General features: G+C 47.4%; 17 protein-coding genes. 13 read left to right on the top strand and 4 right to left on the bottom strand.

Features of this window, described 5'->3' with window-relative positions:
- Position 1: 1 nt before the first annotated feature.
- From qoxC to ACXACN_RS02730, 3 genes are read left to right on the top strand one after another with little or no spacing between them, the layout of a single operon-like run.
- Entirely contained in the window at positions 2–607 is a 606-nt protein-coding gene (gene qoxC, locus ACXACN_RS02720; protein WP_474962120.1) for a cytochrome aa3 quinol oxidase subunit III, read from the top strand.
- A 1-nt stretch (position 608) separates the two neighbouring features.
- Positions 609–983 carry a cytochrome aa3 quinol oxidase subunit IV gene (gene qoxD, locus ACXACN_RS02725; protein ID WP_474962122.1) on the top strand — a complete coding sequence of 125 codons (375 nt, stop codon included), beginning with the start codon at positions 609–611 and terminating at the stop codon, positions 981–983.
- Between the two features lie 20 nt (positions 984–1,003).
- The gene (locus ACXACN_RS02730) at positions 1,004–1,210 is read left to right on the top strand and encodes a cytochrome C oxidase subunit IV family protein (RefSeq protein ID WP_089651038.1); all 207 of its coding nucleotides are present in this window, start codon (positions 1,004–1,006) and stop codon (positions 1,208–1,210) included.
- Between the two features lie 27 nt (positions 1,211–1,237).
- Here ACXACN_RS02730 and ACXACN_RS02735 read toward each other — a convergent pair whose 3' ends face one another.
- On the bottom strand, positions 1,238–1,534 hold the full coding sequence (locus tag ACXACN_RS02735) for a hypothetical protein (RefSeq protein ID WP_474962124.1): 297 nt from the start codon (positions 1,532–1,534) through the stop codon (positions 1,238–1,240).
- Positions 1,535–1,901: 367 nt separating this feature from the next.
- Here ACXACN_RS02735 and ACXACN_RS02740 point away from each other — a divergent pair, with 367 nt between their 5' ends.
- The 6 genes from ACXACN_RS02740 to ACXACN_RS02765 all read left to right on the top strand — a co-directional run bounded on the left by ACXACN_RS02740 (position 1,902) and on the right by ACXACN_RS02765 (position 8,136).
- Complete coding sequence (locus ACXACN_RS02740) at positions 1,902–2,735, top strand: helix-turn-helix domain-containing protein (protein WP_474962126.1); 834 nt, start codon at positions 1,902–1,904, stop codon at positions 2,733–2,735.
- Positions 2,736–2,997: 262 nt separating this feature from the next.
- Positions 2,998–4,020 carry an ABC transporter substrate-binding protein gene (locus ACXACN_RS02745; RefSeq protein ID WP_474962128.1) on the top strand — a complete coding sequence of 341 codons (1,023 nt, stop codon included), beginning with the start codon at positions 2,998–3,000 and terminating at the stop codon, positions 4,018–4,020.
- Between the two features lie 14 nt (positions 4,021–4,034).
- Entirely contained in the window at positions 4,035–6,059 is a 2,025-nt protein-coding gene (locus ACXACN_RS02750) for an iron ABC transporter permease (RefSeq protein WP_474962129.1), read from the top strand.
- A 77-nt stretch (positions 6,060–6,136) separates the two neighbouring features.
- The gene (dapF, locus tag ACXACN_RS02755) at positions 6,137–7,105 is read left to right on the top strand and encodes a diaminopimelate epimerase (protein ID WP_474962131.1); all 969 of its coding nucleotides are present in this window, start codon (positions 6,137–6,139) and stop codon (positions 7,103–7,105) included.
- Between the two features lie 4 nt (positions 7,106–7,109).
- Positions 7,110–7,505: a secondary thiamine-phosphate synthase enzyme YjbQ gene (locus ACXACN_RS02760; protein WP_474962132.1), complete on the top strand. Its 396-nt coding sequence runs from the start codon at positions 7,110–7,112 to the stop codon at positions 7,503–7,505.
- 559 nt (positions 7,506–8,064) lie between these two features.
- Positions 8,065–8,136 carry a putative holin-like toxin gene (locus ACXACN_RS02765; RefSeq protein ID WP_370551098.1) on the top strand — a complete coding sequence of 24 codons (72 nt, stop codon included), beginning with the start codon at positions 8,065–8,067 and terminating at the stop codon, positions 8,134–8,136.
- 269 nt (positions 8,137–8,405) lie between these two features.
- Here ACXACN_RS02765 and ACXACN_RS02770 read toward each other — a convergent pair whose 3' ends face one another.
- On the bottom strand, positions 8,406–9,653 hold the full coding sequence (locus ACXACN_RS02770; RefSeq protein WP_474962134.1) for a YeeE/YedE family protein: 1,248 nt from the start codon (positions 9,651–9,653) through the stop codon (positions 8,406–8,408).
- Between the two features lie 667 nt (positions 9,654–10,320).
- On the opposite strand from ACXACN_RS02770, the gene ACXACN_RS02775 reads away from it, so the two are divergent.
- Positions 10,321–10,557, top strand: a complete 237-nt coding sequence (locus ACXACN_RS02775; RefSeq protein ID WP_474962136.1) for a hypothetical protein — start codon at positions 10,321–10,323, stop codon at positions 10,555–10,557.
- Positions 10,558–10,699: 142 nt separating this feature from the next.
- On the opposite strand, the gene ACXACN_RS02780 is transcribed toward ACXACN_RS02775, so the two are convergent.
- Entirely contained in the window at positions 10,700–11,194 is a 495-nt protein-coding gene (locus ACXACN_RS02780) for a 3D domain-containing protein (protein ID WP_474962137.1), read from the bottom strand.
- A gap of 439 nt (positions 11,195–11,633) precedes the next feature.
- Between ACXACN_RS02780 and ACXACN_RS02785 the strand changes: the two genes are divergently transcribed.
- The 3 genes from ACXACN_RS02785 to ACXACN_RS02795 are packed head-to-tail and all read left to right on the top strand — an operon-like array spanning position 11,634 to position 14,306.
- On the top strand, positions 11,634–12,785 hold the full coding sequence (locus ACXACN_RS02785; RefSeq protein WP_474962139.1) for a zinc ribbon domain-containing protein: 1,152 nt from the start codon (positions 11,634–11,636) through the stop codon (positions 12,783–12,785).
- Positions 12,786–12,796: 11 nt separating this feature from the next.
- On the top strand, positions 12,797–13,957 hold the full coding sequence (locus tag ACXACN_RS02790) for a S1C family serine protease (RefSeq protein WP_474962141.1): 1,161 nt from the start codon (positions 12,797–12,799) through the stop codon (positions 13,955–13,957).
- A 43-nt stretch (positions 13,958–14,000) separates the two neighbouring features.
- Entirely contained in the window at positions 14,001–14,306 is a 306-nt protein-coding gene (locus ACXACN_RS02795) for a hypothetical protein (RefSeq protein ID WP_474962143.1), read from the top strand.
- 23 nt (positions 14,307–14,329) lie between these two features.
- Here the strand turns inward: ACXACN_RS02795 and ACXACN_RS02800 are convergent, their stop codons facing one another.
- Complete coding sequence (locus tag ACXACN_RS02800) at positions 14,330–15,790, bottom strand: flavin monoamine oxidase family protein (RefSeq protein WP_474962145.1); 1,461 nt, start codon at positions 15,788–15,790, stop codon at positions 14,330–14,332.
- Between the last annotated feature and the right edge of the window lie 24 nt (positions 15,791–15,814).

The raw sequence follows: 15,814 nt of genomic DNA on the forward strand, positions 1-15,814 counted from the left end.
TATGGCTGCGGAAGAACTGAAAACAGGTCCTTTAGAATATCGCACCCAAGAAGGTCAGATGAGCATCATGGGCTTCTGGATTTTCCTTGGAGCCGAAGTCGTCCTCTTCGCTACACTTTTCGCAACGTATGCGGTGTTGTTCGGCCGTACGGCTGATGCACCGCTTCCAAGCGAATTGTTCGAACCGGGCATCGTCCTTGTCATGACCTTCCTGCTTCTCACAAGTAGTTTTACTTGTGGACTTGCGATTCACGAAATGCGCAGAGGATCGGTCAAAGGCTTGATCCTCTGGATGGTCGTGACACTTGCGCTCGGTCTAGGATTCCTTGGATTCGAAATTTACGAGTTTATTCATTACGCGCACGTTGGTGCAACGCTTCAATCCAGTGCTTTCTGGTCAGCGTTCTTCATCCTTGCGGGTACCCACGGACTTCACGTCACGCTCGGTATCGGCTGGGCGATCCTGCTCTTGATTCAAATCAAGCAGCGTGGACTGACGAACGTGACAAGCCGTAAATTCTTTATCATCAGCTTATACTGGCACTTCCTTGATGTCATTTGGATCTTCATCTTCACGAGTGTCTATTTGATTGGGATGGTGATTTAATATGGCAGATTCGAAAAAACGCGTACCGATGAATCACGTGATAGGGTTCATTTTGTCACTCGTTATGACGCTTGTCGCCGCATGGGCAGCACTTCAATCTGACTTGCCTGTCACATGGGTGATCATCGGCATCATGATTTTGGCTCTGTTGCAAGCAGGTGTTCAATTGTTCATGTTCATGCACGTCACGGAAGCTTCCAGCGGAAATGGCCATGTGCCATGGAACATGATGTTTCACGGCTTTGCCCTTGCAGGAATTATCGTAGCGGGATCCCTTTTCGTTATGTCCTTTGGTCATGATCATGGAGATCATGGTGATATGGGAGACCATCAGCAGCACGAGCAGAAAGAACATCAGGACCACAGCGGTCACTAAAACAAATGGAGGTTATCAGGATGGAACAAAAGCAAAACATGTCAATGGAGGCCGGTTGGCCGTGGAAAGATTTGGTTGGATTCGTTCTTTGCATTCTGCTGACGGCTTTTTCTCTAGGCGGTGCGCTTTATTCCTCCTATGACCCTAAATTTGTGTTGTATATTCTGACAGGTTTCAGTTTCGTACAAGCTATGATCCAACTGTACAAACTGCAGCCGAGAGATTAAAAAAAAGAAACGCTTCTTTCCTGAAAATCAGGAAAGGAGCGTTTCTTTTTCTTTGTTTAAACTTTCTTGATACCCGGGGCTTGATTTCACAGTCGCCACGATGAACATCACCCAGGCGACGTGCGCGCCGATCAACCCGAGGTAGAACATTGACCATGTAATGGAGAACACTCCCGGATCTGTGTACATCGTCACTTGGAAGAAGTACAACCACATGCCGATGAGCAGAATGGATTGCGCGACGGCGAAAGCCATCTTTTTCGCTTGTAAGAATAAAAATGGAGCCACTGTCGCCAATAACAAGAACATTACGATTGCACCCATGAAAATCATCTCCTTATTGATGTTTCCTTTTTGTAAACGTTTTCTTTGATTTAATTGTAACAAAAAATTCGCACTTTGGACACAAAATGTTCATAAATAGGCTGACATTTTTAGAATTGCCGATTGGAAGCTTGTTTAAACAGGTTTTTTAGGAGTTGCGGGTGGCTTACGCTGTATGAAAGTACCCGTGTAGGGAGTCAAAGTGACTTAACGTCGCGGGAAAGTGACCTAACGCTTATGCAAAGTGACCTAAAGCCAATCCAAAGTGTCTTAGCTCTAAATTTTATGAAAAAGTTCATTTTCTTAGACACCAAACGCTCACTTCTATCGATTATAGTTTGAGACTGTAAAATAGGAGTGGATAGAAATGGATTGGAACAGCTTAAAGGATCATCAACGCTTCAAAGATAAAAAGGAGCTCGATCTGCATGTCCGTTGTTTCTTATATAGAAGAAAAGCAGCCTTGTCAGAGGGAACGTTCAAAGTTTTGACGTTCATCTGGCGTCACGCCGTCAAATTCCCCGGTGTTGCTTTTCCAAAGAGAGCGACGATCGTGAAAGGGACAGGGTTAAGTGAAAGCACCGTCGTTCGTGCGCTCCGGTGCCTGGTGGAAGAAAAGCTGATTGAAAAAGTCACGACGAAGAAACCGAATGGACGGCAGGGAGGCAACCTGCTCGTCTTCCTGCCTCAAAAAGATCTTTTTTTACCCTCTGATGACACCCCTCGTGACACCCCTCGTGACACCCTTCCTGACACCCCACAAAAAACGGAAACCCCTCTTCAGGACAAGCCTCAAGCCACCAATTCCACACATGAAACAGAGAAAAAGCAGAGAGAAGCTTCTATTAGTAAAGTTGTACCGTTTGATGCCACGTACTTGCCATCGTTCATTCCGGCTTCTTTTATTGAAACAGCAGAGCCATTTGTTGGAGTAGAAGAAGTGCTCCCGGCGTGGAGGACGGTACAAAGTGCATGCAGACAGTGGAAGCTCCAGCAACCGATTGAGCATTATATGAATGAGATCAATCAGACATTCAGACAATCGGTTTTTGCTTATAAAAAAGGAATGGTCCGTACAGAGTTGCTCCGCTATTTCTATGGCGGTCTGATGGAAGTGTTCAAACGGGTGGTGCGCAAGGAAGGATTTTCGTCTGGGAAAGGGTTGATCTTTTATGACTGGCTCGGTGAAGTGCATTCGTGAGAGAGCGGATGACGCGGTATGGAATGAGTAGCGACCTAAGGATAGTTTCTCACGTATGAACTCAGAAAAAAGTCCCCTAAAGTTTAAGAACTTTTAATTGAGAAAAGTTTTCATTGACAGAAATTTGAGTCTGAGGTAGGATGGGAATTGTGATGATAATGAGAATCTTTATCATTCGTTGATTTTTTCTATGTAAGGGTATAAAGATGAAGCGACTGATAGAGGATTCTACATAATAGAAACGTGCGAAAGGATGTCTACTATGAAGAAGTTTTGGTTATTTGCCCTCATGCTTGGGCTTGTCGTTCTTGCTGCCTGTAGTGGCGGATCTGAAGAAGGTTCAGAGAGCGAAGGAACAGAAAATCAGGAAGAAGAAACAACAGAAGAGTCTACGGAAGAGGAAACTCGTTCGGTGACCATTGAAGATGCCAATGGAGAACAGACGATTGAAGGAACACCTCAGAAAGTCGTTGTTTTAGAGTGGACGTATGCGGAAAACCTCCAGGCGCTTGGAATGGAGCCTGTTGGTGTCGCTGGTCTTGAACAATATGGTGACTGGGTCAATGTCGGCATTCCTTTCAGTGAAGAAGTGGAAGATGTAGGAACTCGTCAGGAGCCGAACTTGGAAGCGATCTCCCGTTTGAATCCTGATTTGATCATCGGTGTCGATTTCCGTCACAATGCAATCAAAGAAGATTTAGAAAGCATCGCTCCAACGGTCATGTTCGCGCCATACTCTGAAGAAGCGGCACAGGATCAATTCAAGAACATGAAAGATGAGTTCAACACGATGGCTAAAATCGTTGATAAAGAGGACAAGGCTGAACAAGTCCTTTCTGATATGGAGAATACATTCTCTGAGCAGCAGGCCCGTTTAGAAGAAGCAGGCAAAGAAGGCATGAATTATGTGATTACACAGGCGTTCACGATGCAGGATACGCCGACGCTTCGTTTGTTTACAGACAACTCGATGGTCGCACAGATCATGAACAAGATGGGCATGAAGAATGATTATGAGTCTGAACAGCTAGAAATTTACGGCTACACAGAAACAACCGTCGAAGCGCTGCAAAACTATCAGGACTCCAACTTCTTCTACATTGTCCAGGAAGAAGATAACATCTTTGAAAACCAGCTGGCCGGCAATCCAGTTTGGGAAAACCTTGCATTTGTAAAAGAAGATCGTACGTATCAAATGCCAGGCGATGCTTGGACATTCGGTGGACCACTATCCGCAGAAGTCCTAGCTGAACAAGTCGTGAACGCGGCACTTGAAGAAAAATAAAGTGAGTGGATGTTATGAATTCTACGCTTAAGAACACAATGATTGCGGTTCTCACCTTCGGAGGTGGGACCGCGTTATTGTGTCTTTTAACATTTATACATATCAATCAAGGGAACGTCGAGATTCCACTTTCCATTGTCATAGAATCGATTGTGAATCCTCAGGACACCCTGCAGCACCATACCGTCCGGACGCTGCGGTTGCCGCGTGCGGTGATGGGGATCATTGCCGGTGGAGCGCTCGCTGTTTCCGGTGTCATTTTGCAGACGGTCACTAAAAACCCGTTGTCATCTGCGAGTACGCTCGGCATCCATTCAGGTACGTATTTTGCCGTCGTCGTCACAACCATCTTCCTTCCTGCAGCGATGGTCGGGAATGGCATTTTGACTGCTTTTCTCGGCGGTATTTTAACGTTTTTATTCGTCTATGTCTTATCCGGTGGTTCCGATGCGACGCCTGTCCGGATGGTGCTGGCAGGAATGATTGTCACGTTCCTTTTTTCTGCACTCACTTCGGTCCTGCAGATCTTTTTTGAAAATGAAACACAGGGTCTGTTTTTATGGGGATCAGGAACGCTGATCCAAAATGACTGGGGTGGTGTGAACTTTTCGCTACCGGTAATCATTGTTGGAGTTGTCGTAACGATGTTCTATTCGAGCAAACTCGACACCCTGACGCTTGGTGACGATGTCGCGACGGCACTCGGACAAAATGTACGCAGCGTAAAAGTGGTGACAATTATCGCTGCTGTCCTTTTAACGAGTGTGACCGTCAGTATTGTCGGGCCGATCGGATTCGTCGGACTTGTCGCGCCGCACTTGATCAAGCTGATCGGTTACCGCGCACACCTGCCGCTCATTTTAGGGTCGTTTTTATGGGGAGGAAACGTGCTGCTCTTAGCGGACGTTCTTGCTCGTATCATCGATCCATCCTTCAATGAACTGCCCGTCGGAGCGATTACCGCACTCGTCGGATCACCGTGGCTCATCTGGCTTGTGATGCGGATGAAACGAACAGGCAGTCAGGACAGCGGGGCTATATTGGCCGGGAAAAATTCCGCCGCTTTGTCCATGAAAAAACTGTTGCCCCTTCTGTTGGCTCTTATTACGATTACGCTATTCGTCAGCCTTGCTTCAGGAAACTATGGATTCGAGCCGTTGGTCACATACAACGCGTACTTTGGGGAAGCGAACGCCTTCCTTCAAGGCTTGATCTTAGACTTACGTCTGCCACGTGCGCTTGTTGCTTTATTCAGTGGGGCGATTCTTGCAGTCAGCGGTCTCATTTTCCAAGGCGTGTTACGGAACCCGCTCGCTGATCCTTCTGTGATCGGGATTACCTCAGGGGCTGGTGTCGGTGCGCTGATGACGATGTACTGGTTCAGTGTATCGGCCGTCTGGATTCCTGTCGGTGCGATGGCTGGAGCATTGGTTTTCTTCATCGTGGTCATGGCCTTAGGTGCGAAAGCGGAGTTTCAGCCGACGGTGCTTGCTTTACTTGGCATCGGGATGTCGGCGTTCGGCTCCGCCTTGATTCAGATCATGGTCGTCCAGGCGGATATTGGTGTCGCGTCTGCATTGACGTGGCTCTCGGGAACGACGTATGCGAAAGGCTGGAGTGAACTTTTACAATACTTGATCTGGCCGGTTTTGTTGTTCATTCCGCTGCTAGCATTCTACATTAAAACGCTCGACGTGTTGTCTCTCGGAGACGATACGGCCAAAGGACTCGGGCTGCGTGTCGTGAGCGTCCGTTTCCAAATGGCCTTGATTGCCACCCTGCTTGCCGCCTGCAGTGTGGCGGCGGTCGGTTCGATCGGCTTTGTCGGTCTGATTGCGCCTCACCTTGCCCGTTTGCTCGTCGGAAGCGTCAATCAGAAACTTCTGCCTGTCACGATGTTGATCGGAGGCGCGCTCTTAGTAGTCGCTGATTTGTTCAGCCGGACGTTGCTTGCGCCAAGTGAAATTCCATCAGGGATTCTCGTCGCCCTGATTGGTGCGCCTTACTTCTTATGGTTGATGAAAAAGCGTGCGGCTTAACGGTCACACGCTTCTTTTTTTACGCGTATGTATGCTATGATAATGAAAAAATGAACGCCAGGGGAGAGGTTAGGACTATGAAGATTCCATACATCAAATGCCATGGATCGGGGAACGATTTCATCATGATTGATGAGATCGAAAACGACTTTGGTTTTTCGGAAAACGAGCGCAGGGAGCTTTCCCTGTTGTTATGTAACCGGCAGAAAGGAATAGGATCGGATGGCATTCTTTTTGTTATGCCGAGTGAAAAAGCGGAAGGCCGGATGCGGATGTTCAACTCAGACGGCACGGAAGCGGAAATGTGCGGCAACGGCCTTCGTTGTGTCGCGCGCCATATGATTGAGAAACTTGGAAAAAAGAACATCGCTATTGAAACCGAAAAAGCGGTTCTGCCCGTGTCTCAAGTGGAGGAAATTTTCCCTGAGATCGATACATTCTCCGTCATGATTGAGCCTGTCAGCTTTGAGGTCGATTCACTGCCGATGATGTCTGACGGAAAAGAAGTCGTCGACATGAAGATTCCAGAGTTATCGGAGACACGTACATTCACAGCTTTGAGCGTACCGAACCCTCATATCGTGAGCATCGTCGATTCTGTCGATCAGGAGGAACTGCTGGCGATTGGGGAAAAAGCGAACAATCTTCCGGAAGTTTTTCCGAACGGTGTGAACGTCAGCTACGTTCAAATCCTTGAGAAAAATAAAATCTTCGTCCGTACGTTCGAGCGCGGAGTCGGTTTAACGAATGCCTGCGGTACGGCGATGAGCGCATCCTCACTAGTGTCAACGATTCTAGGGCCGAATGAGCTGGATACTCCAATTGTCGTCATTAATAAGGGCGGCCTCGTCAACTGTGTCGTAGAAAAAGACGAGGGACGTTTCTCCATCCAACTGCGCGGGAATGGAACCTATGTCTATCAAGCCACTGTAGCTGTCGAATTGGAAACCCGCACGTTTGAAGTAGGAGAGAAACAATGGTTCAATCAAGAAAATGCGACCTATGAAAAACTAGAAGCGTTTGCCGCTTCAGAAATCGGAGGTTGAGTTTATGTTGAAGACGTTCCATGTTAAAACGGATCATCATGATCAAATGATTGATGTGACTCATCAAGTACAGGAGTGGATCCGCGAAGAAGGAGTGAAGGACGGGGTTGTCGTCGTGCAGTCGATGCACACGACGGCAGGTCTCACTGTCAATGAAAACGCAGATCCGGATGTGAAAACAGACATGCTGCGCCGCTTCCGTGAAGTGTATCCATGGGACCATCCCGAAGACCGCCACGCCGAAGGCAATACGGCCGCACACATGAAGACGAGCACAGTCGGACATGCCCAGACGCTGCTCGTGGAAGATGGGAAGCTTGTTCTAGGCACATGGCAGGGTCTATACTTCTGTGAATTCGACGGACCGCGCAACCGTAAATTTGTCGCGAAGTTATTATAAGAAAAAGGAAGGTACCGAGGTACCTTCCTTTTTTTAGGTTATAGCAGGAATGTTGAAGTTTTGATTTCGAGACTTTTGTACTGTGGATGGGGGCTGCGGGGAATAGCTCGCTTTCCGCGGGAGCGCGGTGAGCCTCCTATGGGACGTGTGGGACAGGTGAGGCCCCGGAAGGCGTAGCCTGAGGAGGCTCACCGCCCGCCCCATGGAAAGTGTTCAAATGCAGAATCGTCCTGGTAGACACGACTGGCATAAGCAAAACAGCAACGGAATGCGATTTTTCATTCCTTAGCTGTTTTGCTTATGACGCGAGTGTCTGGACGATGGAGCTAGACGAACCTTTTCCCGGAGCCCCAAATCTCCCACAAACATCTCGAAACTGAGTCTTCACAATCAGAAGCATTAGTGGAAGAAAGGGATAGTTCAAAAAGCCTGTCTGTTTCAGTGGAAGAACATGGTATAATGGAAAGTGGATCACGCTTCTCGCCAATTGAATAGGGTGTCGGCTAACCCCACAGCAAAGGGGGTGAGGCCTCTGAGTATGTATGAATCGTTGATGGTGATGATCGCGTTCAGTTCGTTCATCGTATCCGTTCTCGGCTTAGTTGTCGCGATTTTACGCATAAAAAAATAGACTCCCTATTCTGACGTGAATGCGGGTGAGTCTATTTTACAGGCTGCGCCCTTTGGCTTAAGCGCTGATCCGGGAGGACCGCAGTGCCAGCTGTGGTCCTTTTCTTATGTGTATCCTTTATCTGCTCTTATCATACCACATTTTTTAAAAAAGAAACAGGTTTGTGGTCTGGTCAGACATCGATTGAGTGGAGAAACTTACAAACAAACGATAGGAAGATCAACGGAACCAAGCAAAAAACCTCCAGTACGAGACTGAAGGTTTTCATTTTAGCAAATCGAATCTTTCGGATTTGGATTTTTCATGCCGAACATCGGACGTAGGAATAGGGCGAGATAGGTTCCGCCGAGGGCCATGATCATCCATACCCAGCCATGCAGACTGAAGGATGCGATGCCGCCGAAGTAAGCCCCGATGTTACATCCGAACGCCAGGCGAGCCCCATATCCCATGAGGACACCGCCAATGATGGATGCTGTCGCAATGCCTGGTTTGATTTTTCCAGGCTTGAAGTTGCCCTGAAAGCTTGCAGCAATGAAAGCCCCAAGGATGATGCCGAAGTTCATGACACTCGTAGAGTCAGCAAGGACGGTTTGATTCAATGGTTCAGGGTTGCTGGACCAATACGTCCAACTTGCGACGTCTACGCCGAACATCTGGATGAACTTGGACCCCCAAAGCGCGAAGGCGGAGGTGATGCCCCAAGGGTTGCCGCGGACGGCAAGTGTGATGGCGTTTAGGACGCCTAGAATGACGGCAGCGAGTAATAGCGGCCACGCGCCGCGCCACAGTTTTTTCAAACCGGTCGTTGTCTTAAGCGGCTCCATTTTCGGTGGGTTCTTTTTCTTCGCGACCTTCACCGTGATGCCGTAGATACCTAGGAAAATCGCCAGTTGTAAAAGCCAGCCCCCAAAATAGCCGAAGCCGGTGGATTCTGCTAAGGAAATGGCAGGGAGTGTAGGTGTGTCACGCCAGAATCCGATGTGGTAGGCACCGAGTACAGAGCCTCCGATGAAACCGAGCAGCGTGAGTAGCATGGATGATTTTCCTCCGCCAACCGTATAAAGTGTGCCGGAAGCACAGCCGGATCCAAGCTGCATGCCGATTCCGAAAATAAAGGAACCGAACACGACGCTGATGCCGACAGGGAACACATAGCCTTGTGGGGTGCTGCCTGTAAAACTGAACCCTGTTCCCAGAATAATGGCGAAAAGGGTGGTGGCAACAGCGAGCATGAGCATGTGCGCCTGCAGTCCTTGCACATTCCCGACAGACAAGAGACGTCTAAATGCTGACGTGAACCCGAACCGCGCGTGTAGGAGGACGAGTCCAAAGGCAAGTCCAATGATGAACAGCACGCCCTGGGTAACGGTTGTGACAGAGACGATCGTTATAAATAAGAGAAGCGATGCGATAGCTCCGATCCATACGAATGGTTTTTGTACCGGATCTAATGGAGCGATCATAGTCGAACGGTTGTATTCCTGGACCGTCTGCTGGACAGTCTGTTGTTGCATATTCATTCCTCCTAAATCCGATTTGTTTACTTAGTATTAACTAGACTTTTGACATTGTATCGGAGACACGTCTATTTGTAAATCAACTTGCATACAATGGTTGTACAAAGAGAACAAAGCTCTCAGTCTTTACGTAGAATTAACATGATTCAACGTGGACAAGTGGTAAAATAAATATGAAGACAGGACGACCTAAAACAATTATTGGAGGGATGTCTTATACCTGTCGCTCGCTCATATGTTACTCGCTGGTTTTTCTTTGTTTGTGCTAAAACAAATCGAAGAACTTCTTGGCGTACATCTGGCGCACCTCCCCCTACATAAAGACTGATCGAAAGCGACGCTCCTGGCGTGGCTTTTTTGTTGTTGATGGCAGTCGCTTAGTAAAAAGCTGCTAACAAATGAGAGAAAGTTGATATTCGATAGCGAATCATCGATCTGATCCCTTCATAACCCGGTAATGTCTCCAAAAATAATTCCTCTGAAATTCAATTACTGAAGCAATGACCTGTTAAAAGTGAGACCTCGCTAGTCCACCACGCCGGACATTCGGTCTACAGTGACCAATCATTAAAAAAAGTTGATGTATGAGTTTTGAATTTAGGATTAAACTAAAAAACAGCGGGGTAAGGAATAATAACCTACATAAGGGAAAGGAGTGATTGGCATGCCAACGAAAAAAGAGTGGCACGTAATTTTTCTATTAGACAGTAAACGTGTCGTGACGCACGACCTTGAGTTGAGTGAAGAGATGAATGAACGAGAAGCAACCGAATTTATCACTAAACAGCTAGATAAGGGAACATGGTGGTTCTTAGAAGATGGCGTTGCGCTTCATACCAGCGGGGTTGAGAGTTTTTATTTAGACAAATGTGCGAAGAAAACAAGGTTCAGTAGAGATTAAACGAATGAGCACAGTCTTCCTGTAAAGAGGAAGCTGTGCTTTTTTGCTGTGTGTAAGGAAAGGGTTATGGCAACCATGACCCATACATCAATGCTCTTCGCTCCTGAATGAAATAGAAAAACTCTTCCCTAATGGAAAGAGTTTAATTCAGGACCTCTACTTCTACTTGACGCCGACCATAATCGAAGGCGTCTTTTTCTTGAGCCATAAAGATGTCGATGCGGTGTCCTTCAATATCTCCACCAATGTCACCAGCGACGGCTACGCCATAGCCGGGTACGCGGACTTTAGAACCGAGCGGGATGACGTTTGGGTCGACAGCAATGACTTTTTGGTCCGGGTTGGCACGGAGGTCGATGCCTGTGTACGTGATCCCGCTGCAACCGTCACAAAACGCTGTATAGGCTGTGGCTTCAACAGCGACGGTACGTTTAACATCGTCTTTTTCAGCTGATGCTTGGACCGCTTGCTTTTCTTCGTCAGGAAAACGTTCAAGATCTTTCGTTTTTTTATCTATAGAGAGAGATTTCGTTTCAATATTTTGAGCCGGCTTGTCCATTTCATCGGCAGCTGCCGGAAGCGATAGGCCGAAGATCACCATAGGCAAAAGAAGAAGGGAAATAAGACGTTTTTTCATAATGGATGTCCCCTTTCAGTATGTGTCTGAGCCCATTGTAACAACGACCAATCAGCCATTCAAAGACAAAATACCTACAATGAGATTACATTCCTGTGACAAATGATACCTTATTGAAAAAGAGCCGCTCTCCGTTTGCGGCTCATGCTATTTTCAGCGGGATGTCCCTTTGCGTTTGCGTCCACAACACGGTTTTGAGGGCTTTCTGCTAGGCTTGTTTTCATTAGGGCGATTCGACATGAGGACCCTCCTCTCGTTTTTCAGATATATCATTTTATGCGGACAAAAGAGAACGGGCCGTGCGCTTATCCTACATGCGGCAATTTTTTTAAAAAAAGGGACCTATGTCGTTTACTCATCCAGTGTGAGGCATGCTATAATAGATAGGGATTCTATGAGATTCCAGAATTATGAAGTGATAGAAAAGGAGGACGGGACCATGACTGAATGTCCTCATTGCAAGCATAAGATGGATGACGGTGCCCGTTTTTGTTCCCAATGTGGAAAGAGTTTGGTACGGACACCTGAACCGAATAGCACGGCTAAACGATCGTGGTTGCCAATCATTACGCCTTTCGTCATGCTGGTCGTAATGGGGGTAGCCCTTTATTTTGTCTATGACTACCAGAAAAACGTGAATGCCGAAGTTGTCGCAATGAAAAATGAGGCCGAGCAGGAAGCGCTTGCCGGTGAGTACAGGGAAGCAGAAAAACTGCTCGTCGGAGCGATCGACCGCCGTCCGGAGCTTAAGGCTCTTCAGCAGGAACTTGGATCTGTGCAGGAAGCCTTGACATGGGACAAAGAGTTGGAGACGGTCGGGCAATGGATTGAAGAAGGTTCGTTGAAAAAAGCCAATGAAAAGCTGACGGCCATTCAAGAGTCCTTGCGACAGGAAGACAGCCGTTTGCTCGTGACCCTTGTTCCTAAAATGAATGAAATGGATTCCAGACTGACATTGAAGGAAGTCAATCAGGAACTTTCAAAGATTACCAATGTAGATGAACTAGCAGCTCAATTGAATACATTATCCGATCTTAATTTGGAGGAAGCCTCCAAAGTCCGTGATAAAATTTTTGAAAAAATCGTAAACCAATCAACGAAGAAAGCGGAAGCGGCTGCAGGTGAAAAACGCTATGCCGAAGCTATTGCGATCATAGATCAGGGTTTGCAGTACGTATCCAACGATGAAAAACTGATTCAGTTGAAGGAACGCATCCAAAAAGAGAAGACAACCTTCGAACAAGCCGAACAGCAACGACTGGAAAGTGCGATGCAGCAAGCTGCCCAAGATGAATTGCGCAACCAAACGCAGGCACTTGAAGTGGTGGACCTTTCCATTACAAAAGATGAGTTCGGTGATTATAAAGTGAAGGGAACCCTGAAAAGTGTGGCTACCCAAATCATCAGTACAGTGACCGTGAAGTATGACATCCTCGATCAAGAAGGAAATGTCGTCCGCTCGGAATCTGTGAAAGTATTTCCGAACTATTTCAACCCTGGGGATCAGGGATCGTTTGATAAAGTACATTATGAATTAGAAGAAGGAGAATACTCCGTTGAAATGACAGAGATGGAGTGGCTAGTAGAATAGGAGGATGGAAGATGAAACGCTCTTGGATCATCAGCCTTCTCGCCACTCTTATCATTCTTGGTGGCGGGATTTCGGGCGTTTTTTATGTGATGGATGCCGTGCAGAAGGATCTCACGGTGTCGGCCGTGTTGAGCGAACCACCCGCTGAGGATGAGGAAGAGGGAGAAGTACCGAAAGAAACCCAGGAGATCATTTTTGAATCACAGAAGCTTGTCGTCCAATTGGAAGTCGGAGAAGGTTCTGTCGGCTCAGGCTTTTTGTACAATGATCAAGGGGATATCATAACGAACGCGCACGTAGTCGCGAATACGGAAAATGTGAATGTTATTACGTCTGATGGCAAGAAATTGCCCGGTGACGTCATCGGGGTCAGCCGGGACATTGATGTCGCCGTTGTCCGTGTCCCTGGATTAAAAGGCAAAGAGCCCTTGCCGTTACGTGAAGAGGATTCAGCAGAACTTCTCGATGAAGTCCTGGCGCTCGGAAGTCCGCTTGGCTTGCAGAACACCGTCACACGGGGAGAGATCAGTGGACTGGAGCGGACACTCGACATCGAACCTTTCCATTACAAAAACTTATACCAGATCTCAGCACCGATTTCACCAGGAAACAGCGGCGGCCCCCTTCTTGATCGGGAAACCGGTGAAGTTATCGGCATCAATACCGCTAAAATGAATGACGAAACCATTGGCTTCAGCATCCCGATGTCCGATGTCCTTCCAATGGTGAAACGGTGGAGTGAGTCACCGATGCGCTCGCTTCCGGAATTCCCTGAGCTGACTGGAGAGGTGTACTCACCAGTAACAGGTACGGATGCGGAGCAGGCAAGCTATATGGTGCAGTATTTTTATGACAGCATCAACCAGGGAGACTTTGTTACGGCTTATTCCCTGCTCAGCAGCAGCTGGCAGGAGGATATATCATTTGAAGATTTCCGATCCGGTTACAACAATACGCTCAGCGTAAAAGTGGATAACCTCGTCGCAGACCCGCAGGGAGAACATGTGGAAGTGACCGCCTTCCTGTCTGCCGAAGAAACGGTTGATGGTGAAGTGCAGATGAAAAAGTATAAAGTCGTCTATCCAGTGAAAAAAGAGAACCAATCCGTCAAGATCTGGAGCGGTTCTGGCGAAGAGCTGAGTGCTGAACAGGAAGATGCCTCAGAAGAATGAAAAAATCCCTTTCCACATTGAATCGTGGAAAGGGATTTTTTTGTTGGTTATTGTGAACGTGTTAACAGCAAGTCTGGCACCGCTGTTGCTTTTGTTGGTACCAGGTACAATCCTTTGTATTGTCGTACCAGGTACCGAACGGTCGACTACGGTTCCAGGTACGACAAAAATGACCTACGTACCTGGAACCTTTCTAATTGTGAACGTGTTAACGGCAAGTCTGGCACCGCTGTTGCTTTTGTTGGTACCAGGTACAGCCCTTTGTATTGTCGTACCAGGTACCGAACGATCGACTACGGTTCCAGGTACACCAAAAATGATGACCGTACCTGGAACCTCCCTATGGTGAAAGAAAGTGCCTGGCCCCAGCCATCAACGTTCATTGATCTCTTTCGCAGCGCGGATGCCGGATTCCACGGCTCCTTCGATCCAGCCGTGGTAAGATGAGGTTTGTTCTCCGGCAAAGTGGATCCGACCTTCTGGCAGCGGCATCACTTCTTTGAGATCACGGCTCTGTCCCGGGGTAAACAAGGTGAAGCATCCGGCTGAAAATGGGTTTTGGCTCCAGTTGTAAACGACGCTCTGCATGTATTCCTCAAACACAACGTTTCCGTACACGCGTGAGAGATCCTGCAGCACCTGTTTCGTCGCTTCCTCTTTACTGAGACTGTTGAACAGAAGGGCGTTTTGCCCCCAAGTGTAACTCGCAAGCAAAATCCCTGGTCCTGCCATGCCCTGGTGATGACTCACCTGGTAAGCAAAGCGGATCGGTAAGTCAGAGACGATGTGCCCGACCGGATACCGTTCCCAAAAACGTGACTTGAATTCGATGCCGATTTTGACGGCGGGTACGTTGATGACCTCTCGTATCGCTTGCCATTTCTTTTGGGATAAACAGCCGTGCGGGAAGACTTCAATGAATTGAAAAGCGCTGAAAGGGATCGTCGTCAGTAAAAAATCACCACTCCAGCATGAAGGTTTCGAAAAACGCTGATCCTCGGTATAGACCGAGACACGATTATGGTTATGGACGATCTTCGTCACCTTTTGTTCAAAGTAAAGATTGTCGATTAATTCATGCAAAAAGGCATTAGGAAGCCGGTCATTGCCACCCTGAATTTCAATGAACTCTGTTTGGCCTTTGAAAATCGGGAAGGTGATATCAGTTAAGATATCCAGAAAAGAAAATTCGGGAAAACCTTCGATTCCAAGGACGACTTTGATCATGCGTACAGCATTGTTAGACATCGAGGGGCCATATGGGTTATTTCTTAAGTATTCCCCCATGGAAAAGTTAGAAAATTGATCCTCCAGTTTCTTTTTCTCTTCGTCCGAGCTTTTTTGATAAAGATCTAAAAATGGCTGGACAGCATCAAGAAATAATTGTTTGGCAGTTTTTCCCCGTTCGTGGGGGAGGAGATGGAATTGCAGGAGTTCAGGATCTTGTTCATATTGAGACCGGAACACTTTCTGTCCATTCATCATCATCAGGTCATTTGGGTTGGTGTTCGTAAATGGATTCGTCGATAAGCCAAACTTTTGAATGTAGGTTTGGGTGTACAGGTGATCTTTTGGAATTCTCATCGCGCCTGCGTCTATGTAATTTCCGTTTGAAAAAGGCTCCCGGATCGTATGGACTCTTCCTCCAACACGATCGTTTCCTTCTAAAATAACGACGTCATGCCCGGCTTTCTTTAATAGGGAGCCCGCAACAAGGCCCGCCATGCCCGCACCCAAAATGAGAACCCGTTTTTTTCTTCCGTAATTCGGCAACCCTTCGAAAATATAGGACTTATATTCTTGCCCGTATTCTTCATTCATTCCCTGCACCATCGCCACCCCCACACTTACTATCTA

Source organism: Halobacillus sp. AWM4_238, from assembly GCF_056158265.1.